Source organism: Georgenia soli, from assembly GCF_002563695.1.
Lineage (GTDB): Bacteria > Actinomycetota > Actinomycetes > Actinomycetales > Actinomycetaceae > Georgenia > Georgenia soli.
On sequence record NZ_PDJI01000004.1, the window covers coordinates 3549953 to 3570654 of the forward strand.

19 protein-coding genes are annotated in these 20702 nt (G+C 73.1%); 9 read left to right on the forward strand and 10 right to left on the reverse strand.

The genetic code is table 11. The features are described 5' to 3' along the window. Positions 1 to 143 precede the first annotated feature (143 nt). Entirely contained in the window at positions 144 to 884 is a 741-nt protein-coding gene (locus ATJ97_RS17395) for a sulfite exporter TauE/SafE family protein (RefSeq protein WP_098484815.1), read from the forward strand. Positions 885 to 891: 7 nt separating this feature from the next. Here ATJ97_RS17395 and ATJ97_RS17400 read toward each other — a convergent pair whose 3' ends face one another. Beyond that, entirely contained in the window at positions 892 to 1353 is a 462-nt protein-coding gene (locus ATJ97_RS17400) for a GNAT family N-acetyltransferase (RefSeq protein WP_211287274.1), read from the reverse strand. Positions 1354 to 1851: 498 nt separating this feature from the next. Next, positions 1852 to 2622 carry a DUF554 domain-containing protein gene (locus tag ATJ97_RS17405; protein ID WP_098485578.1) on the reverse strand — a complete coding sequence of 257 codons (771 nt, stop codon included), beginning with the start codon at positions 2620 to 2622 and terminating at the stop codon, positions 1852 to 1854. Positions 2623 to 2792: 170 nt separating this feature from the next. Between ATJ97_RS17405 and ATJ97_RS17410 the strand changes: the two genes are divergently transcribed. Next, positions 2793 to 3062 carry a hypothetical protein gene (locus ATJ97_RS17410; RefSeq protein ID WP_098484817.1) on the forward strand — a complete coding sequence of 90 codons (270 nt, stop codon included), beginning with the start codon at positions 2793 to 2795 and terminating at the stop codon, positions 3060 to 3062. A gap of 90 nt (positions 3063 to 3152) precedes the next feature. Here the strand turns inward: ATJ97_RS17410 and ATJ97_RS17415 are convergent, their stop codons facing one another. From ATJ97_RS17415 to ATJ97_RS17430, 4 genes are all read right to left on the reverse strand, one after another. Further along, complete coding sequence (locus ATJ97_RS17415; protein ID WP_098484818.1) at positions 3153 to 3962, reverse strand: DsbA family protein; 810 nt, start codon at positions 3960 to 3962, stop codon at positions 3153 to 3155. Between the two features lie 91 nt (positions 3963 to 4053). Further along, the gene (locus ATJ97_RS17420; protein ID WP_098485579.1) at positions 4054 to 4485 is read right to left on the reverse strand and encodes a GNAT family N-acetyltransferase; all 432 of its coding nucleotides are present in this window, start codon (positions 4483 to 4485) and stop codon (positions 4054 to 4056) included. Between the two features lie 141 nt (positions 4486 to 4626). After that, complete coding sequence (locus tag ATJ97_RS17425) at positions 4627 to 6486, reverse strand: calcineurin-like phosphoesterase C-terminal domain-containing protein (RefSeq protein WP_098484819.1); 1860 nt, start codon at positions 6484 to 6486, stop codon at positions 4627 to 4629. Positions 6487 to 6704: 218 nt separating this feature from the next. After that, complete coding sequence (locus ATJ97_RS17430) at positions 6705 to 8264, reverse strand: MFS transporter (protein ID WP_245862689.1); 1560 nt, start codon at positions 8262 to 8264, stop codon at positions 6705 to 6707. A 144-nt stretch (positions 8265 to 8408) separates the two neighbouring features. Between ATJ97_RS17430 and ATJ97_RS19910 the strand changes: the two genes are divergently transcribed. Together ATJ97_RS19910 and ATJ97_RS17440 are read left to right on the forward strand one after the other, a co-directional pair. Then, positions 8409 to 8843: an ATP-binding protein gene (locus tag ATJ97_RS19910; protein ID WP_098484821.1), complete on the forward strand. Its 435-nt coding sequence runs from the start codon at positions 8409 to 8411 to the stop codon at positions 8841 to 8843. A gap of 24 nt (positions 8844 to 8867) precedes the next feature. After that, a complete protein-coding gene (locus ATJ97_RS17440; RefSeq protein WP_170037546.1) occupies positions 8868 to 10427 on the forward strand; it encodes a serine/threonine-protein kinase in 1560 nt (519 codons plus the stop codon). 54 nt (positions 10428 to 10481) lie between these two features. Here the strand turns inward: ATJ97_RS17440 and ATJ97_RS17445 are convergent, their stop codons facing one another. Then, complete coding sequence (locus tag ATJ97_RS17445; protein WP_170037549.1) at positions 10482 to 11153, reverse strand: TetR/AcrR family transcriptional regulator; 672 nt, start codon at positions 11151 to 11153, stop codon at positions 10482 to 10484. Between the two features lie 134 nt (positions 11154 to 11287). Here ATJ97_RS17445 and ATJ97_RS17450 point away from each other — a divergent pair, with 134 nt between their 5' ends. After that, entirely contained in the window at positions 11288 to 13813 is a 2526-nt protein-coding gene (locus tag ATJ97_RS17450; RefSeq protein ID WP_098484824.1) for an MMPL family transporter, read from the forward strand. A 21-nt stretch (positions 13814 to 13834) separates the two neighbouring features. On the opposite strand, the gene ATJ97_RS17455 is transcribed toward ATJ97_RS17450, so the two are convergent. Next, on the reverse strand, positions 13835 to 14203 hold the full coding sequence (locus ATJ97_RS17455; RefSeq protein ID WP_098484825.1) for a cupin domain-containing protein: 369 nt from the start codon (positions 14201 to 14203) through the stop codon (positions 13835 to 13837). A 193-nt stretch (positions 14204 to 14396) separates the two neighbouring features. Here ATJ97_RS17455 and ATJ97_RS17460 point away from each other — a divergent pair, with 193 nt between their 5' ends. Beyond that, a complete protein-coding gene (locus ATJ97_RS17460; RefSeq protein WP_098484826.1) occupies positions 14397 to 16193 on the forward strand; it encodes a glycoside hydrolase family 15 protein in 1797 nt (598 codons plus the stop codon). Positions 16194 to 16198: 5 nt separating this feature from the next. Then, positions 16199 to 17257, forward strand: coding sequence for a glucose 1-dehydrogenase (locus tag ATJ97_RS17465; RefSeq protein WP_098484827.1), 1059 nt, complete (start codon positions 16199 to 16201; stop codon positions 17255 to 17257). Between the two features lie 943 nt (positions 17258 to 18200). On the opposite strand, the gene ATJ97_RS17470 is transcribed toward ATJ97_RS17465, so the two are convergent. Next, the gene (locus ATJ97_RS17470; RefSeq protein ID WP_098484828.1) at positions 18201 to 18389 is read right to left on the reverse strand and encodes a hypothetical protein; all 189 of its coding nucleotides are present in this window, start codon (positions 18387 to 18389) and stop codon (positions 18201 to 18203) included. Between the two features lie 41 nt (positions 18390 to 18430). Here ATJ97_RS17470 and ATJ97_RS17475 point away from each other — a divergent pair, with 41 nt between their 5' ends. Continuing rightward, positions 18431 to 19021 (forward strand): nuclease-related domain-containing protein, encoded by a 591-nt coding sequence (locus tag ATJ97_RS17475; protein WP_098484829.1) that lies wholly within the window; start codon positions 18431 to 18433, stop codon positions 19019 to 19021. 44 nt (positions 19022 to 19065) lie between these two features. Here the strand turns inward: ATJ97_RS17475 and ATJ97_RS17480 are convergent, their stop codons facing one another. After that, positions 19066 to 20061: an EamA family transporter gene (locus ATJ97_RS17480; protein WP_098484830.1), complete on the reverse strand. Its 996-nt coding sequence runs from the start codon at positions 20059 to 20061 to the stop codon at positions 19066 to 19068. Positions 20062 to 20152: 91 nt separating this feature from the next. Between ATJ97_RS17480 and ATJ97_RS17485 the strand changes: the two genes are divergently transcribed. Then, positions 20153 to 20656 (forward strand): MarR family winged helix-turn-helix transcriptional regulator, encoded by a 504-nt coding sequence (locus tag ATJ97_RS17485; protein WP_098484831.1) that lies wholly within the window; start codon positions 20153 to 20155, stop codon positions 20654 to 20656. Positions 20657 to 20702 lie beyond the last annotated feature (46 nt).

Sequence of the window (20702 nt, forward strand, 5' to 3'; positions counted from 1 at the left end):
GCGCCCACCTCCGAGGCCCGCTCGACGGCGGCACCCCACCCGGGTGCCGCCGTCGGCGTTTTCGGCAGGCCCGGCCGCGCTGGGTAGCCTGAGCCGGTGCTCAGACCCGTCCGATTCCGCCTGCTCGACGCCGGACGGACGGCATGACCGCCGCGCTCGTGCTCGCCGTGCTCGTCGGTGCCGTGATGCAGCGCGTCACCGGCATGGGGTTCGCGCTGGTCGCCTCCCCGTTCGTCATCCTCGCGCTCGGCCCGGCGGCCGGTGTGCTGGTGATCGCCCTGCTCGGTGTGCTGGCCGCCCTCATCGTGCTGGGCCGGGTCCGTCAGGACGTCGACTGGGCCGTCCTGGGGCGGCTCCTGCCCGGCGCGCTCGTCGGCATCGTGGCGGGCGCCGCGGCGGCCGCGGTGCTCGAGGCGGCGTGGGCGCAGGTGGTCGCCGGGGTGCTGATCATCCTCGGCCTCATCGGTTCCGCCGTCGTCGTCCGTGCCCGCACGATGCCCCGCAACCTCGGCCTGGTGGGCGCCACCGGGTTCGCGTCCGGGGCGATGGGGGTGGTGGCGGGCGTCAGCGGTCCCGCGATGGCGGTGCTCGCCGTCCTCACCCGCTGGGACACCGTGCGCTTCGCCGCCACGATGCAGCCCTACTTCGTCGTCACCGGCGTGGCCACCGTCGCCGCGCGGCTCCTCCTCGAACCGGCCGCCGGCGGCCAGCTCGACGCCACGACGTGGGCGCTCGTCGCCGTCGCCCTGGGTGCGGGGGTCGCGCTCGGAGAGCTGGTCGCGAAGCGGCTCTCCGCGGCCACGGCGCACCGCCTCGTCGTCGTCCTCGCGACCGCCGGCGCCCTCACCACGATCGCCGACGGCGCCGCCCGGCTCCTCGGCTGAGCCGGCGTCAGGTGAGCTCGAGGACCGCCTCGATCTCGCCGTCGTCGTCGACCTCGCCCGTGGGCACGAAGCCGATGCGCTCGTAGAACCCCGCCGGCCCGCCGGCCTCGCCGTGGTAGCTGGTGCCCAGCCGACGCGCGCCGGGGCGCGAGCGCACGTAGTCGACCACCTCACGCATGGCCGCCGCGCCGTAGCCCCGGCCCTGGTGGCGGTGGTCCACGAGAAGACGCCACAGGTAGTAGTGCTCGTGCGCCGGGTCGTCGACGATCATGACGAACCCGACCGCCTCCTCGCCGGCGTAGATGGCGCGGTACCAGGCGACGTCGCCGGCGTAGTGCGCCTCGGCGATCGAGTCGCCGACGGGGGCGACGAACTCGCGCTGATCGGGGGAGACCTCCAGCTGGAGGGTGGTGCGCAGGTTCTCGCGGGTGATCTCGCGCAGGGAGACGGGGGCGTTCGCGTGGGGCACGGCTGGTGACACTACTGGCTCGGGACCGGGGCGGGGAGCGGATTTCGGCACCAGATCTCGGGCCCGCGGCCGACACAGGACACCGCCGGTGGGGCACAGGAAACGGCCCGGGCGCGTACGCCCGGGCCGTCCGAAGCTGCCTAGGGGGTCAGACCCTCGTCGCATGCCCGATCACTGGGCGGTGCCGGTGCCTCAAGTGAGCATCAACGGCCGGTTTGTCGCTCGAGTCGTCCGACGGCCAGGTAGCTGTGAGTTGTTCCCACTGGCGACGCATCACCGGCTCTCGTAGACGGACTCCGGGAGATGCGGTGTTGCACCCCCCGTGCTGGTCGGCCCCGTTGACCGTGGTCACCAACCGCCGCCGCGTCGCTCCTCCTGGAACGTCGGGTCTGTCGCGGGTGGTGCGATCGTCGTGCCGTCCAGCTGCTTCTATGGTGCCACTCCGACGACCGGATGGCACGGGGACGTTCGTCCTTGCGCCGGCCCCCGCCGGGCCTGTCAGCGCAGCAGCACGACCACCTGGGTGAGCAGCGGCGCCACCACCAGCGCGGGCAGCATGTCCGCCACCGGCACCTCCCGCACCCGCAGCAGGCGCAGCCCGATGCCGACCAGCATCAGGCCGCCGGTCGCGGTCAGCGCGGCCACGTGGGCGTCCGGCACCACCGAGCCCAGCAGCAGCCCGACGAGCGTCAGGGCACCCTGCACCACCCCGACCGAGACCGCGGAGAGCAGCACGCCCACGCCGAAGGTGGAGGCGAAGGCGAGGGCCGCGAACCCGTCGAGCACCGCCTTCAGCGCGAGCTGGTCGATGCCGCGGCCCAGACCGTCGGAGAGGCTGCCGAGCACGGCGAGGGGACCCACGCAGAAGAGCAGGGTCGCGGTGAGCCAGCCGTCGACGAACCGCTGGCGGGCGGCGTGGGCCTCGAGCCTGGCGGTGCCCGGGCGGGTGGACCAGGCGTGGACGCGGCCGGCGAGAGACTCCAGACGGGCGGAGATCCGCAGGCCGGAACCGGCGATGCCACCGATGAGCAGCGCGCCGAGCACGATCAGCACGGGCGCACCGGCGCCGACCGCGTCGGCCAGGGCGGGATCAGCCACGGCCATCGCCGACTGCGCGGCGATCAGCAGCGTGACCAGCCCCAGGCAGTCCGTGACCACGTCCCGGACCCGCTCCGGCAGCCGGTGGCCCACGGCCATGCCGAGCAGGGAGCCGACGACGATGGCCGCCACGTTGATGAGCGTGCCGAGCCCCGGGAACGCACTGTCCACGCCCACTCCTGTCCTGACTGCGGTTCGACCCGGGACATCATGCAACGCGCTCACGGGCGGCAAGGAATCGTCTCGGGCCCCACGGAATCGGCGCCACCGATTCCGCGGTCTCGTCGCCGGATGCCTGAGATGATCGCTGCCCCTGGACGATGCCGGGCTGAGGGGGCGACGTGACGAACCAGGACTACGAGCCGGACGTGTACGCGGACGACGACGACATCGAGCTCGACGACGACGAGCTGTTCGACGACGACACGGCGGCCGAGGACGGCGACGACGTCGTCCGGGCGAGATGGGTGATGGACGGCGCGCGCACGCTCTCCGAGGCCGCGCGCAAGCTGGAGGCCTTCGCGGAGGAGCTGCGCGAGCTCGAGGAGTCGGGCTGGCAGCTCGTCGCCGCAGTCGAGAACGACTACGGCGTCATCAGACAGACCGACTGACCACGGGCGCGCTCCGTCCCCTGTCAGGGACGGAGCGCGCCCGCTGTCGCCGTCCGGCGTGAGCGCCGTCGTCGGGCGTCGGGACGATCGTCAGCCGACCGCCTCGGCGACCAGCGCGCCGGCGTCCGACCAGTTCTGGAAGGGCTCGCCGTCGACCAAAACGGTCGGCGTACCGGTGAAGCCGTCGCGGCCGAACTGGGTGGTGCTCGCCTCCACCCACTCCGTGTACGTGCCCTCGGTGAACCGGTCGACGACGTCCTGGGGGACGCCGGCGTCCAGCGCGGCCGCCGCGATGTCCGCGTCGGTCGGCTCGCCGCCCCCGCTGCCACCCTCGACCGCACCGCCCGCCACGGCGTCGGCCCACAGGGTGTACATGGCCTCGTGGAAGTCGAGGAACGCCTCGGGGGCGCCGTGCGCGACGGTCACCGCGGCCTGCGCCGCGCGGCCGGAGAACGCGGAGAAGTCGCCCGAGCGGTCGAGGATGGACACCGGGTGCAGCGCGAGCGTGATGTCGCCGGCCTCCGTCGCCTCGTTCAGGTCCTCGCCGTTGATCCGCTCGAACTCGCCGCAGTAGCTGCACGTGTAGTCGAAGTAGACGTCGACGACGGGAGCGCCGGGGTTGACCGCGCCGGCGACCAGGTCCGAGCCGAGCGTCACCGCCCCCTCCTCGGTGGTGTGCGCGGGCGTCGCGGAGACGCCGTCGAGGAGGCTCTTGCTGCCCTGGACCACGATCGCGGTCACCGCCGCGGCCACCACGAGCACGAACGCCGCGACGGCGCCGACGAGAAGGCGCCGGCTGCGCCGTGCCTTCCGTTCCTGCTCGGCCCGCAGCTCGCGGGCCCGCTGCCGGGCCTCCTCGCGCTGCTCGGCCTTCGTCGGCCGGGATGCGGTGGTGCTCATGCCAGTCCCCTTCGTCGGGTGGTTCGTCGACCTATCGGACAAGGTTGCCGGGCGGCACGGGCGGAAAACCGGGACAAAGGTCACCACTCGCTCACTCCAGGCGCAGAACCATCCCGACTGACGACGGAGCGGACTCCTCGAACCCGTGCCGGGCGTAGAGCCGACGCCCTGGCGGGTCGGCCATCAGGCTCACGTAGGCGCCCGACGGCGCCCGCTCCCGGATCCGGTCGAGGAGCGTGGTGAGGATCCGGTCCCCGAGGCCGCGGCGCTGGTGGGGCGGCAGGACCGCCATGTCGACGACGTGGAAGTACCACCCGCCGTCGCCGATCACCCGTCCCATGGCCACGGCCTCCCCGGTAGCCCGTACCACGGCATGGACCGCGGTCCAGCTGCCCGGGAGGGCCGCCTCGGCCTGGGCGCGGGTCTTGGGGGTGAGTCCGGCCTCCTCGCGGAGGCGGAGGTAGCTGGCGACGTCAGGCGTCCCGTCGACGATCCGGTACTGCGGTTCTGGTACCTCGGGCATGGCCGCCATTGTCGCCGGTGAAGGCGACGGTGACTCCGTGGCGACGGCGGATCCCGGGAACCACGACGCCCTGCCGGCTCCTCGCGGACCCGGCAGGGCGTCGTCGTGTGTGGCCGGTACGCGGAGCACCGGCTGGGTCTGCTACCCGGTGACCGTGAAGGTCAGGGTGTCCGTGTACTCGCGGCCGTGCACGTCTGTCGCGGTGATCTCGGCGGTGTGCTCGCCCGTGGCGAGGTCGGCCGGGAGCTCCAGGCGCCACAGGTGCATGGTGCGGTCGGCGAGGCCGCCGCCGTGGACGAACTGCTCCTGGATCGCTGCCGGGTCGGACCACTCCGCGCCGACGTTGACGGTCTCGCCGCGCAACTGCTGGGTACGGACCGCCTCGACGCTCTCACCGCCGTCGAGCGTGACCTCCACGGTGGACCCGGTCGAGCCCATCCAGAAGTTGGTGGTCAGCCACGTCGTGCCGGCCAGGTCCTCGCGCGAGACGGCGAGCGGGTTCTCGAGCGCCGGCGCGGTGCCGCGCGGCTTCACGACGTTCTCGGCGTACCAGTCGCGGTAGGTCGGGGTGTTCAGGCCCAGCGCCAGCTGCTCGGACTCGTCCCCGCCGGTGACGGTGTAGCGCTCGGTGACCTCGGTGTTCCTGATGTCCAGGGTAAGGACCCCGGGAGGGGTGCCGTCACGCTGGATCGCCGTCGGGAAGCCCTCGTCCAGGACGCGACCGGCGTACCAGTGGCCCGAGACCGCGCCGGCGGTCAGGTGTGTGAACGGGAGCCCCTCCTCGCCGACGATGTCCTTCCAGCCGGCCATGAGGTCGCCCTTGCGCAGGTTCTCCGACATGTGGGTGTGCCCGCTGACGGCGATGACCTCGCGGCCCTCGAGGATCGCGTAGATCTCCTCGAGCTGCTTCGTGCGGTGGGAGCTGGAGTAGTAGAACTCCAGCAGGGGGCTGTGGGAGGCGAGCACGATCAGCTGGTTGTCCGGCACCTGGGCGATGTCGTTGCGCAGCCACTCCAGCTGCTTCTCGCCGAGGCCGTAGGTGTAGCTGCTCTTCTTCGGTGGCATCACCGTCGGGTACTCGATCGTGTTCAGCGCGACCACGTGCGTCTTGCCGGCGTCGTAGGAGTAGTACTCCGGTCCGAGCTGGGCGCGGAAGGTGTCGAAGTTGTGCTCCCTCTCCGGGGAGTCGAAGTCGAGGTCGTGGTTGCCTGGCAGGAACCGGGCCGGCCCGTTGAGCATCCCGGTGAGCTCGCGCGTCTGCGCGAAGAGGGAGAGGTCGTCACCGACGACGTCCCCGGCGAACAGTGCGCCGCAGCCCGCGTAGTCCGTGCGCTCCGCCAGGTCGGTGAACACACCGTTGCGCGCGAACTCCACCTCCTTCTGGTTGTACGTCTGCACGTCCGCACCGATGACGCAGTGCTGCTCGGGGTGCCGGGTGAGGCTGCTCTGGGCGAGCGGAAAGTTGACCTGCTCGGGCAGCGGACCGGTGGGCTCGAGGCCGCCGTAGCGCAGCTCGGGCGACCCCTCGGGCAGGTGGTGGTAGAAGAACTGGGCCACGTTGTCCGCGTCCACGGGTACCTGGTAGCCGCGCGGCTGGGTGACGAAGACGGTCATGTTGTCGAACGCCGGGAGCTCGTAGCGGCCCTGGCTGTCGGTCGTGACGACGTCGCGGCCGTTGGAGACCGTCACCCCGGCGAGGCCGCGCTCGCTGCGGTCCTGCACGGAGTTGCGGTTCTTGTCGGCGAAGACGGTGCCGTCAATGACGTCGGCGTTCTCGTCGGCGCCGGGGACGACGTGGACGCCTCCCCGGTAGGCCGTCTCGGCCCAGTCGCCCTGAGGGGCGGCGGCCGCGGAAGCCGACCCGGCGCTCCCTGGCGCGGCGTCCCCGGGCGAGGCGCTTGCGGCCACGGGCGTGAGCAGCGCGCCCGAGAACGCGAGCGCGAACGCTCCGGCGGTCAGCCGGCGCGAGCGGGCGGGCAGGTGGTCGGACGGTCTGGACATCGATCTCACGGACAGGTTCCCCTCGACTCTGAGCCGGCCCCGAACGGCCGGCCGAGCGCAATCTCGCAGCCGCGGGTGAACGAGAACCTTCCCCGTGGCCAGCGGGGCGCTAACCGTGGCCGAACGACTTGTCGAGGTCCCGGTGAACGGGTGGGGAACCGGGCCGGGACGGGCAGCTACCGAGCCGGGACGGTCGACTAGCGGGCCGGGACGGTTTGCTACCGGCGCCCGCCGGCCGGCGGCGCGGCCGGCCCGCCGGCCGGCGGCGCGGCCGGCCCGTCGCCGGAGACCTTCCGGTCCCGCACCGCGGCCAGCAGCGAGACGAGGAGGCACACGACGATCGCCCCGTACGCGGCGGCGAACCCCGTGGTCCAGGTGCCGGCGCCGACGAAGCTGAAGAAGACGCCGGTGATCATCGCGTTGCCGACGGCGGTGCCGATGCGCTCGGCGGTGGACTTCACGCCGCCGGCGGTGCCGCCGTAGGCGCTGGGGACGTCCTCCAGGGAGAGCGTCTGGTTGGCGGAGCCCAGCGCCCCCTGGCCGATGCCGCAGATCATCAGGGAGAGGGCCAGCCACCAGAAGCTGATGCCGTACAGCTCGATGAGCACGACCACGCCGACGCTCAGGCCCACGCCGGCCAGCACGCACGCCAGGGCCCCGACGATGATCGCCCGCCCGCTCGTCATCGTGCGCCGCCCCGCCCACATGGAGGCGAACGCCGAGACGACGGCGTTGGGCAGGCCGATCAGACCGGTCTCGAGCGCGCTCGCCCCCAGCCCGTTCTGCATGTAGAGAGCCACCACCACGAAGATCGAGGTGGAGCCCAGGAAGAACGTGCCGGCCACGGCGGTGCCGTTGGAGAAGGACGTGAAGGAGAACAGCGCCAGGTCGACCATCGGCGCGCGTCCCCGCGCCTTGTAGCGCCGCTCCCACAGGACCCACAGCGCCAGCAGCCCGGCCCCCGCCACCAGGAGCAGCCAGACCGCGCCGCCGGTGTGAGACATGAACGGCAGCATCACGCAGAGGACGGTGAGGACGAGCAGGACGGTGCCGACGGGGTCGAGATCCACCCGCTCGCGTCGCAGCGCCGGGACGACGGCGCGGCCCGGCCCCGCGCCGTCGCGCGCGTCCTTCGCGGCCCGCCTCGCGGCACGGCGCAGGCGTTCCTTGCCGAAGGGGAACCAGCGCAGCGCCAGGAAGCAGCCGAGCAGCCCGAACGGGAAGTTGATGAGGAAGGTTGCGCGCCAGCCGATCTCCGGGCCGAAGAACTGGATGATCGACCCGGCGAGCACCGGGCCCACGGCCACCGAGAACGCGACGACCATGCCGAACAGCGCGAACGCCCGGGCCCGCTCCATGCCGCGCCAGTACTGCTGGATCATCCCCATGGTCTGCGGGTTGTACAGCCCCGCCCCGACGCCCTGGACGAAGCGGGAGACGTTGAGGAACTCCGGGTTCGGCGCGAGTCCGCACGCGAGCGAGGCGAGCGAGAACACCAGCAGCCCGATGACGAAGAAGCTGCCGCGGCCGAGCACGTCCCCGGCCCGGCCCGCGGGCACGAGGCTGATCCCGAACGTCAGCGCGTAGCCCGAGAGCACCCACTGCAGGTCGGAGTCGGTCGCGCCGAGGGTGTGAGAGATCGTCGGCAGCGCGACGTTGATCGAGGAGACGGCGACGAGCGCCATCGCGATGGGGATGAGGAGGACGACGAGGATGCGGCTGCGTCGGAAGACCCTGTCGGTGCCTTCCACGCGGATGAGGTTCGGATCGTCGGCCACAGGACGAGTTGTAGGCCGTGGCGGGCGAATAATCCATCGGTACGGCGTCGGAGCGCCGCGAATGAGACCGGAATCTCCACACCGGTTGCCGTCCCAGCCCGGTCCCCCGACCATGAGACCTCGCCGTCCGACCTGAGGAGAGCCGTGAACCAGCCCTTGCCGGCAGAGTCCTACCCGCCGCAGGACTACGAGGTGGTCGCGCACTGGCTTCTGGACCGCAGCGAGCACCTCTCCACGTTCCGGGCGGACCTCACCCAGGCGCTGCGCGAACGGGGCGCCGCCTACTCCGACGGCCTGAGCGGTGTCGCCGACCGGATGGTGCTCGTCGCCTCCGAGCTGGCCACGAACGCGATCGTCCACGCGCTGCCGCCCACGAAGGTGCGCCTGCTCGTGGGCGACGAGGAGTTCGTGCTCGACGTGATCGACCACGCCCCCGAGCTGCCGCCCGCGATCTCCGAGGACCGTGCCCTGGGCGAGGGTGGGGCCGGGCTGAAGATCGCCCAGCGCGTGGCCCTCGACGTCGCCTGGTACTCCGAGGGCGGAGCCAAGCACGTGTGGGCCCGCTTCCCCAGGCGGTAGTCGCCGGCCGTCATCATGGCTGCCATGAGGTTTCAGGTTCTCGCGGGCCGCTACGAGCTGCGGCGGCTGATCGGACGAGGCGGGATGGCCCAGGTCTGGGAGGCCAGGGACGCCCGGCTCGGCCGCCGTGTCGCCGTCAAGACGGTCGACCTCGCCACGGCCGACGATCGTGCCCTCGGCGAGCGGCTGCGGCGCGAGGCGGTGGCCGTCGCGGGCCTGCGGCACCCGGACATCGTCACGGTGCACGACACGGGCGTCGAGGGGGAGACGGCCTACCTGGTCATGGAGCTGATCGACGGCGGCGACCTCGCGGCGGCGCTGCGGCAGGGCCCCCTGCCCGTGAGCGAGGCCCTCCGGGTCGCCGGGCGGGTGGCCGGAGCCCTGGCCGCGGCGCACGCGGCCGGCATCGTCCACCGCGACGTCAAGCCCGCCAACGTCCTCCTGCACGGGGACGACGTCACGGTCGTCGACTTCGGGATCGCGGCCGCGACCCAGGCCGCCGGTGCGGCTCTGACGCAGCCGGGCACCGTGGTCGGCACGGCGCAGTACATGGCTCCCGAGCAGGGGGAGGGCGGCGAGGTCTCCCCGGCGAGCGACGTCTACGCGCTCGGGTGCCTCCTCACCGCCATGGTCGCCGGACGACCTCCCTTCACCGGGGCCCACCCCCTGGAGGTCCTGCGCCAGCACGCAGCCGCGTCGCCACCACGGCTCGCCACCCTCGCCGCGGACGTGCCGCACGAGCTGGACGACCTCGTCGCGGCGATGCTGGCCAAACGGCCCGCCGAGCGTCCGTCCGCCGCGGCGGCCGCCCGTGCGCTCGAGGATCTTCGCGCCCGCCTGCCCGCTGCTGCATCGCTCACGCCCACCGCGGCGACCGAGGTGATGCCCGCTACGGGAGCCACGCGGGCGTTCAGGCACGACGGCGGGGGAGCGGACCGGCCCCGCGCGGCTGCCCCTGGCGCCCCCGCCGGTGAGGAGCGGGCTTCCCCCGGCGCGGCCCGCTCCGGGCGCGGGTGGGTCGCCGGCGTTGCGGCCCTCGCGGTGCTCGGCGGCGTCGCCACGTCGGCAGTCCTTCTCGGGGGCGGCGAGCCGGCCGGGAACGCCCCCTCGGCGGACGGTGCACCGCCCGCCGCGACCGCCGCCCCGACGTCCGAGCCGCCGGCCACGCCCGCCCCGGAGGCCGCCCGGCCGTCTCCCGGGCCGGCCGAGGAACCACCTCGGGGGCGGACCGGGCCGGTCACCGGCCAGGGGGTCCCGGCACTGCTCGCCTCGCTCCGGACCGACGACGAGACCAGGGACGACCTGCAGGAGCAGTGGGACAAGGTCGCCGAGGCCCTGGAGAAGGGCAAGGCGGACAAGGCCGCCGACAAGGCCAGCGACCTCGAGAAGCAGGTCGAGGAGCTCACCCGCGAGGGCAGCCTCAGCCAGGCCGACGCCGACGCCCTGCTGGACGAGGTCACCGCCACCCTCGGCGCTGAGGTCCAGGACGCCGGCGATGACCAGCAAGGCGACGAGAAGGGCGCCGACGACGGCGACCGGGACCGGGACGGCGGCGGCAAGGACGGTGGACGCGGCAAGGACTGAGCGGCCAGTCCTCGCCGGCCAGGGTTGCCCGCACGCGGGCCCCGTGGCCCGTTCTCAGGACGAGGAGGTCCACCGACCGGCGATCTGGTCCGCGTCCGCCTCGTCGAGCGGCTCGGGGAGCGGGGTCGCTGAGCTCGTGGCCCGCAGGCCGTCCATGAACACCGTCAGGTACCGCCGGTAGGCGCGCGAGTTCGTCTCCGACGCGTGCAGCGCCAGCTCGGTGACCATGAAGTACACCATCGTCAGGTCCTGCGGCGTGACGTCGGCCCGAGCCGACCCCTCCGCCTGGGCCCGCCGGAGCAGCTCCTCGAAGTGGTGCCGTACACGGTCGGCCACCTCGTCGAACTCGCTCCAGAGCTGGCCGGGCCCGAGCGCGACGTCGCGCAGCCCGAGGTTCGCGGCGAGCAGGTCGGCCACGTGCTCGACGAGGAGCATCAGGCCGTCCCACGCCGGCGCGCCGCCCAGCGCCTCGTCGGCGACCTCGAGGAGGCGGGCCACCTCGTCCTGCAGGGCGTCGCGGACCAGGGTGGCCTTGTCCGGGAAGCGCCGGTAGACCGTGCCGACGCCCACGCCCGCGTGGCGGGCGATGTCGTTGAACCCCACGCCCAGTCCCTGCGCGGCGAACAGCTCACGGGCCGCGCGCACGATGCGCCCGCGGTTCTCCTCGGCGTCGCGGCGCAGGGGGCGCGCGGACGTACCGTCCGCGGCTCCGCCGTCGTCCCTCATGTGACGGATCATACGGATGCATGTGGATGCGACCTATCCGCTTAGGCGCGTACCGTACGTAAGCGGATCAATCGAATCCGCTTCGACGACGGCGGCGCACGCCGTCCGGCACGCTCCCGGAGGAGAAACGCTCGATGGCAGAACTGCTCTACCGGCTCGGCAGGTTCGCAGCCCGGCGCGCCTGGCTCGTGGTCTCGGCCTGGCTGGTCGTGCTGGTCGCCGTCGGGGCGGCGTTCGCCACCTTCGGCGGCACGCTCAGCACCGCCATCACCATCCCGGGCACCCCGACGGCGGAGGTCACCGACCGCCTCCAGGCCGAGTTCCCCGACGCCGCGGGCGGGACGGGCACCGTCGTCCTCCACACCGCCGACGGCTCGCCGTTCACCGACGCCCAGCGTGATGCGCTCACCGGCGTCTTCGCCGAGGTCTCCGACGTCGAGGGCGTCAGCACCGTCGTCGACCCGTTCGCCGTGACGGCCCAGCTGGCGGACCAGGAGAAGCAGATCGCCGACGGGCGCGCGCAGATCGCCGCCGGACGGGAGCAGATCGACGCGGGCCGCCAGCAGCTCGAGGGCGCCCGCGCCCAGCTCGACGCCGGGCAGGCCGAGCTCGACGCCGCCCGCTCCCAGGCCGAGACGGCCGGGATGCTCGCGCAGGCGCAGCCCCAGCTCGACGCCCAGCAGGCCCAGCTCGACGCCGGGCGCACCGAGCTCGAGAAGCAGTCCGCCGAGCTGGAGGCGCAGAGCGAGGAGCTCGAGGCCGGCAGCACGAAGCTCGAGCTCGGCGCCGAGCAGCTCGCCATGGCCGGCGGGATCCGCACCGTCTCCGAAGACGGCTCCGCCGCCACCGTGACCGTGCAGTTCACGGACCCGACCTACGAGGTGCCCACCGAGACCAAGCAGGGCGTCGAGGCCGCGTTCGAGGACAACCCGGTCGACGGCGTCGACGTCGACTACTCCGCCGAGATCACCCAGAGCATCGACAGCATCGCCGGCGCCGCCGAGCTCATCGGCCTCGGGGTCGCCGTCGTCGTCCTCATCGTCATGCTCGGCACCCTCGTCGCCGCGGGGCTGCCCATCCTCTCCGCCCTCATCGGCGTCGGGGTCGGCGCCCTCGGTGCGCTCGCGCTGTCCGGCACGATCGAGATGCTGAGCGTCACGCCCGTCCTGGGCCTCATGCTCGGCCTCGCCGTCGGCATCGACTACTCCCTGTTCATCCTCAACCGGCACCGCCGCCAGCTCCGCGAGGGCATGGAGCTGCACGAGTCCATCGGCCTGGCCACCGGGACGTCCGGCAACGCCGTCGTCTTCGCCGGCCTCACCGTGCTCATCGCCCTGCTGGCGCTCAACGTCACCGGCATCGGGTTCCTCGGGCTCATGGGCACCGTCGCGGCCGCCTGCGTGGCGATCGCCGTGCTCGTGGCCGTCACCCTCATGCCGGCCCTGCTCCGGCTCGTGGGGCACCGGGTGCTGCCGCGCCGGCTGCGGGGGCGGACCGTGCGCCCGCACGAGCGCAAGCCCGCGCGCGCCATGTCCACCGGCGCCGCCGTGCTCTCCATCGTCACCGGGGTGGCCGCGCTCGTCGTCGTCGCCCTGCCCGCGCTCGACATGCGCCTCGGCCTGCCGGACGGGTCCTCCGAGCCGCAGGACTCCACCCAGTACCGCGCCTACTCCGTGATCGAGGACAAGTTCGGCGCCGGGCAGAACGGCCCGCTGCTGGTCGTGGCGGAGCTGCCCGCCGGGACCGAGGAGGCCGACGTGCAGGCGATCCAGGTCGCCGTCGGCAGGCAGATCATGGGCCTCGACGACGTCGTGGCGGTCGCCCCGGTCGGGACGTCCGAGGACCTCGCGCTCGCCGCGTTCCAGGTGGTCCCCGCCGAGGGGCCGAGCACCGAGTCCACCGAGCAGCTGGTCCACGAGCTGCGCGACCTCCGCGTCGACGGCGAGCCCGACGTCGACCTGGCGGTCGCCGGCGCGGCCAGCGGGAACATCGACATCTCGGAGAAGCTCTCGAACGCGCTGCCCGCCTACCTCGGGCTGGTCATCGGGCTCTCGCTGATCATCCTCGTGCTGGTGTTCCGCTCGATCCTCGTGCCGGTCATCGCCACGGGCGGGTTCATCCTGTCGGTGTTCGCGGCCTTCGGCGGCGTCACCGCGATCTACCAGTGGGGCTGGCTGGGGGAGGTCTTCGGCGTCCACACGCCCGGGCCGGTGCTGAACTTCCTGCCGACGATCCTCATCGGCGTCCTGTTCGGGCTGGCGATGGACTACCAGCTCTTCCTGGTCTCGGGCATGCGGGAGGCCTACGTGCACGGCACGCCGGCCCGCGAGGCGGTCATCGAGGGGCGCCGGGCCGGCCGTGCGGTGGTCACCGCCGCGGCGATCATCATGATCTCCGTCTTCGGCGGGTTCATGTTCTCCCACATGGCGATGATCCGGCCGATCGGCTTCGGTCTCGCGTTCGGCGTGCTCGTCGACGCCTTCCTCGTCCGCATGCTCCTCGTGCCGGCGCTCATGCACCTCGCCGGCGACAAGGCCTGGTGGCTCCCGCGCTGGCTCGACCGGCTGCTGCCGAACGTCGACGTCGAGGGGGCCGCGCTCGAGCGGCGGCACCACCACGAGCCGGAGATCGAGCCGGCCGGGTCCGCCGTCGGCTCCTAACGGCCTGGCGGCTTGCTTCCGTTAGGAAGCAGGCGGCGTCGCGTACTGGCCGACCTGGCCGAAGTCGACCAGCACGCACGTCTCGTCCCCGACCACCTCGGCGTCGTGGCCGGGCGGCAGCGCGAACAGGTCGTCGGGGCCGACCTCGAACTGCGTGCCGTCGTCCATGACGACCCGCATCCTGCCGGAGATGACGTACCCGAGGTGCTCGACCTGGCAGGAGTCCGTCTGGGCGATCGGCCTGAGGTTCACCGACCACTTCCACCCCGGCTCGAAGGTTCCCTTGCTGACCGGGCGTCCGTTCACGGTGAGGAACTCTGCGCGGCCCTTCCCCTTGAACTCCCGGGTCTCGTCGGGCGAGCTGAAGTTCTTGGTCTCGGCGCTGGCCATGGTGGCCCTTCTTCCTTGAGCGGGTGAGGTCAGGCTCCGCCCGCCGGCGCCCTCGCGCCATGGCGGAAACGTCCAACAAATCCGCGCGGCGGTAGTGCGGGGCTGGCACGCCTCGCCGTGCGGCACGGCTTGCGCGGTGTTCCGGGGAGGACGAGAGTCGGCCTACGACGTCGTGACCGCGGGGAGGTGGCCGATGGGGATGCGCATCGAGGACTACGCCCCCATCGGTGACCTGCACACGATGGCGCTGGTGGGGCGGAACGGCTCCATCGACTGGCTGTGCCTGCCCCGGTTCGACTCCTCGGCGTGCTTCGCCGCGCTGCTGGGCAACGAGCAGGCCGGCGCGTGGCGCATCGCCCCGGCGTCGGGCGAGACCTGCACGCGGCGGCGGTACCGCGAGGACACCCTGATCCTCGAGACCGAGTGGGACACCGACGAGGGCACCGTCCGGCTCATCGACTGCATGCCGGTGCGGGACCGCGCCGCCGACGTCGTGCGCATCGTCGAGGGCGTCTCCGGCCGGGTCCCGATGCGGATGGAGATGCGGCTGCGGTTCGACTACGGCCACATCGTCCCCTGGGTGACGCGGCGCGGCGAGCAGCTCTCCGCGGTCGCGGGCCCCGACGCGGTCTGGCTCGACACGCCCGCGCCGCTGGTCGGCAAGGACCTCTCCACCGTGGCCGAGTTCGAGGTGGCCGCCGGCCAGCGGGTGCCGTTCGTGCTGACGCACCACCCCTCCCACGAGCGCGCGCCGGAACGGCGCGACCCCGAGGAGGTGCTCCGCCGCACCGAGAGGTTCTGGCGGCGCTGGATCTCCGACGTCGTGTACGAGGGGGACTGGAGGGAGGCCGTCCACCGCTCCCTCATCACCCTCAAGGGGCTCACCTACGCACCCACGGGCGGCATCGTGGCGGCCGCGACGACGTCGTTGCCCGAGCAGCTGGGCGGCCCCCGGAACTGGGACTACCGGTTCTGCTGGCTGCGGGACGCGACGATGACGCTCCAGGCGCTGCTCGGGACGGGGTACGTCAAGGAGGCGGGGGCCTGGCGGGACTGGCTGCTGCGCGCCGTGGCGGGGGACCCCGCGGACCTGCAGATCATGTACGGCATCGACGGCACCCGGCGCCTCACCGAGTACGAGGTCGACTGGCTGCCCGGGTACGAGAGCTCCGCGCCGGTGCGGGTGGGCAACGCCGCCGCGGGGCAGTTCCAGCTCGACGTGTGGGGCGAGGTGCTCGACGGCCTGCACGTGGCCCGGCAGGCGGGGCTCTCGGCCTACCCGCAGGCGTGGGACCTGCAGCTCGCGCTCCTGGACTACCTGGAGGGCCACTGGAAGGACCAGGACAGAAGCCTGTGGGAGATCCGTGGCCCGTCGCGCCACTTCGTCCACTCCAAGGTGATGGCGTGGGCCGGCCTCGACCGTGCGGTGCAGGCGGTGGAGCACCTCCGCCTCGAGGGGCCGGTGGACCGCTGGCGGGCGACCGCCCACGAGATCCGCACCGAGGTGTGCGAGCGGGGCTACGACGCCGACCGCCGCACCTTCACGCAGTTCTACGGCTCCAAGGGGCTCGACGCCGCCCTCCTCCTCATCCCGCAGGTCGGGTTCCTGCCGTGGGACGACGATCGGGTGGTCGGCACGGTCGACGCCGTCCGCCGCGAGCTCCTCCAGGACGGCTTCGTGCTGCGCTACCGGCCCGACGCGGACGGCGGGGTCGACGGCCTGCCCGGCGGGGAGGGGGCGTTCCTGGCGTGCAGCTTCTGGCTCGCCGACGCCCTCCACGGCACCGGCCGCACGGACGAGGCGACCGAGCTGTTCGAGCGGCTGCTCGACCTGCGCAACGACGTGGGCATCCTCTCCGAGGAGTACGACCCGCACCTGCGCCGGCAGCTGGGCAACACCCCGCAGGCGTTCAGCCACGTCGGTCTGGTCAACACCGCCCGTCACCTCAGCGGCACCCACCCCGCGAAACGCCCCCGGAAGAAGGAGTGACCGGTATGCGCGCCCTCACCGTGGTCCCCGGCCAGGCCGGCAGCCTCGCCGTCACCGACGTCCCCGAGCCCGACGACGCCCAGGGCGACGTGGTCGTCGACGGCGTCGCGCTCGGCGTGTGCGGCACCGACCGGGAGATCGCCGGAGGCGAGTACGGCTGGGCGCCGCCGGGGCACGAGCGTCTCGTACTCGGCCATGAGTCGCTCGGACGGGTCCGTACCGCACCCGAGGGAGCCGCGGTCTCGCCGGGCGACCTCGTCGTGGGCGTCGTGCGCCGGCCGGACCCCGAGCCCTGCGGCGCCTGCGCCCACGACGAGTTCGACATGTGCCGCAACGGCCGGTACACCGAGCGCGGCATCAAGGAGCGCGACGGCTACGGCAGCCAGGTGTGGCGGGTGGAGGCCGACTACGCCGTCCGTCTCGACCCCGGGCTCGCCGACGTCGGCATGCTGCTCGAGCCGACCAGCGTCGTCGCCAAGGCGTGGGAGCAGGTCGAGCGGGTGGGGGAGCGCTCCTGGTTCGAGCCGCACCGGGTCCTCGTCACCGGTGCCGGACCGATCGGGCTGCTGGCCGCCATGCTCGGCGCGCAGCGCGGCCTGGAGGTCCACGTCCTCGACCGGGTCACCGAGGGTCCCAAGCCCGGGCTGGTCGCCGACCTCGGTGCCACCTTCCACACCGGGAGCCTGGAGGACGTCGCCGCCCGGGTCAGCCCCGACGTCGTCGTCGAGGCCACCGGGGCGAGCAGCGTCGTCATCGACGCGATGGCCAGCACCGCCGCGTACGGGATCGTCTGCCTCACCGGCGTCTCCGCCGCCGGGCGGCGCATCACCGTCGACGCCGGCCAGCTCAACCGCGAGATCGTGCTCGAGAACGACGTGGTGGTCGGCTCGGTCAACGCCAACCTCCGCCACTACGCCGCCGCTGCGGACGCCCTCGCCCGCGCGGACCGGGACTGGCTCGCGCGTCTCATCAGCCGGCGGGTTCCTCTGGAACGTGCGGCCGAGGCGTTCGAGCGCCGGCCCGAGGACATCAAGGTGGTGCTCGACCTCGCCGGTGCCGCGTAGCGCGACGGGTCAGCGACACGGTCGGACGAGGGCGGCGGACCCAGGGCCGGTGCGCTTGTCCTACGACCGGCGACGGCACCGAACCTCTCCAGCGTCCGGGCCGGGCCGCCGCACGTTCGTCACGGGTCTTCGTCTCCCAGCTCTTCCGATGCTCCGGTGCGTGTCCCGTCGGTCCGGTCACACCGGACCATCCACGTCCGTGATCGGGACGGTAGCTGATGCCCCGCCCGACGATGGTCGCTGACGTGTGGGCGGGGGACACTTCCGACCTCGGACGACTGTCGAGAAGCGCCCCTGAAATTGCTCGATCTGCACTTTCCGTTTTCCGGACGCGGTGGCGAGGATTTGGGAGCATTTCTCATGGCCATCCCTCCGGCCGGAACCCCTGGCGTCCGGCGCCGAGACCTCCGCGGTCTGACCGTGCGCCGGCGCCAGCGGGTGGGGAGCGACCGGCTCCACGTCACCAACGAGGACGGTCTCGAGCTCGGCTGGTACGACCTCCTCGACCAGCAGGTGCACGCGGCCAGTCCGGGCGTCGCGGCGGTGCTCGCCGAGGTCGATCACTGGATGAGGACCTGGGGCGACGACGACGGAGGCACCCGTCCCGGCGGGGATCCCGAGGTGGGGCCGGAGTCGGGTCCGGCGGTCTCTAGCTCGGACGTCGGAGCCGAGCCGGAGCGTGGGCGCGGAGGCAACGGCGTCGCCGCCGCGCCGCCCTCGGTGCTGCCGCCGCCGGACCCCCGCACACGGGTGCGGATCCGGCGCCTGCGCGGCGCACCGGAGCCGTATGCCCCTGCGCCAGCACCCGGGAAGGACACGGCGCTGCCGACCACTTCCGGTCCGGTGCGGGGGCCTGCCGATGGGGTGCTGGCGCCGCAGGCCCACCAGCTCATCGCCCGTGCGTTCGCCGGCGACGCCCCACCGCCACCGCCGGCGCAGCTGCTCACGCGTCCGCCGTCACCGCCGGCACCGTCAGTGGCGCCAGCGCCAGCGCCAGCGCCAGTGCCAGCGCTGGCACCAGCGCCCACGTTGCCGCCGCCGCCGTCGCGGCGAGGCGCGGGCGACGGAGTTCCTCGCCCGGCGCCACCGGGGCCCCGGCGAACGTCAGCCAGGGAGCGCCGCCGTCCCACATCCGCGGAACCCTTCGATCTCGTAGGCCGCCGTCCCGGGGCGATGGCGTGGGAGCAGGCGGAGGCCCTGCGTTCGCAGGCTCCGGTGCGCACCTTCCTCGGCCGGCTCACCGACGCGCACACGGAGGAGAGGTCGTGGCGGGTCGGCGCCAAGGGGGAGGAGGCCGTGGCCGACCAGCTCGCCCGGCTGCGCGGACGCGACCCCCGCTGGGGCTACCTCAACGCGGTTCCCGTCGGCACCAGGGGCTCCGACATCGACCACGTCATCATGGGGCCGGGCGGCGTGTTCACGATCAACGCGAAGCACCATCCGGGCGGCAAGGTCTGGGTGGCGGGCACCACGCTGATGGTCAACGGCAAGAAGCGGCCCTACATCCGCAACGCTGTGCACGAGGGGGACCGGGCGTCACGGCTGCTCAGCGCAGCGTGCGGATTCCACGTGAGCGTGTTCCCCATGATCGTGCTGGTCGGACACGCCAGCCTCACGATCAGGACACCGCCCGAGGGGGTGCTCCTCGTGAACCGGCGCCAGCTTTCCAAGTTCCTCCGGCGGCTTCCCGACGCGGTGCCCCCGTCAGAGCTGGGGGTGATCCTGGACCAGGCACGGATCTCGACGACCTGGTCGAGTCGCTGAGCACGCGCCAGCGAATCGTGCCCGTCGGCGCGGGCGATCGCCTCTCACGCTCGCGTGCCGGTGACAGCCACGGCGGGAGGCGAGACGGTGGTCTCCGGGTGCGTCCCGGTCGCCCTCGGGCGCTCCGACGTCGTTCCGAGAGATTCGGGCGGCGGGGCGGTCTCGGCAGAGCGCCTGGAGGAGATCGGCTGCGCCCCGACGACGGCGGCCATCGCCAGCGCGAACCCGGTCGCCTGCAGGCCGGTCAGGTCCTGATCGAGCACCAGCCAGCCGAGCAGCGTGGCGACGCCGGGGGAGACCAGCCCGAGGAACGACGTCGCGGAGACGGGCAGGCTGCCGAGCCCGCGGAACCAGAGCAGGTACCCGCCGAGCGTCCCGACGAGGGCGAGCCAGCCGTACCCGGCCAGCGCCGGAGCGTCCACCGGCGGTGGGGCCCCCTCCGCGGCGAGGGCCAGCGGCAGCAGCACCAGCCCGCCCGCGGTCAGCTGCCACGCCGTGAACGTGACCGGGCCGACGGGCCGCCCCCACCGCTTCGTCAGCACGATCCCGGCGGCCATGGACACGGTGCCGGCCAGCCCCGCGGCGACCCCGACGGCGTCGAGCGCGGCGTCCGCCCGCAGCACCATCAGGGCCACACCGACCAGGCCGAGCACGCCGAACCCGAGGCGGGCGCGGGTCGGTCGTTCACCGAGAACGAGGGCGCCGAGCCCGGCGACCAGCAGCGGCGAGGCCCCGCCGAGCGTCGCCGCGACCCCGCCCGGCAACCGGTAGGCCGCCACGAAGAGCAGTGCGAAGAAGGCGCCGATGTTCATGGTGCCGAGCACGGCGGCCCGCCACCACCACCCGCCGTGGGGAAGCCGTCGGGTGAGGGCCAGGATGACCAGCCCGGCCGGCAGGGCGCGGATGACGCCGAGCCACAGCGGGTGCCCGGGCGGCAGGAGCTCGGTGGTGACGAGATAGGTGCTGCCCCACACGGCCGGCGCGAGGGCGGTCGTCGCGGTGAGGGCGAGGGCGGAGGAGCGGCCGGGCGATCGGGACATCGCCAACTCCTTAATGTTGAAGTGTTGAATGCTGAGGACAGTACGCCTGCGTTAGGATGCCGTCAAACAGTTCAACGTTGAGGGGTTTCGCATGGAGGACAGGGTCGACCGGTACCTCACGCAGTGGCGTGCGGTGCGCCCGGAGCTCGACACGGCGCCGATGGGGGTCGTGGGGAGGCTGAGCCGCGCGGCGCAGCTGCTGGACCGCGAGCTCCGCACCTTCTTCACCGCGAACGACCTGCAGCCCGGGGAGTTCGACATCCTCGCCACGCTCCGCCGCTCCGGGGAGCCCTACCGCCTCACGCCGGGGGCGCTCGTGAGCACGTCCATGGTGACGTCCGGCGCGATCACCAACCGGCTGGACCACCTGGTGGCCAAGGGCTACGTCACGCGCGAGACCGACCCGGCGAACCGGCGCTCGGTCCTCATCACGCTCACGGACGCCGGGCGCGAGAAGGTCGACGCCGTCGTCGGCGAGCACCTGGAGAACGAGCGCCGGCTGCTGTCCGCGCTGACGCCCGCGGAGCAGGACCGGCTCGCGAACCTGCTGCGCAAGCTGCTGGTCGGGCGGGGGGACGTCCCGGACGGCGCCTGACTCCGACGGCGGCTGCGAAGCCGCCACGCCGGTGCCAGGAAGGGCG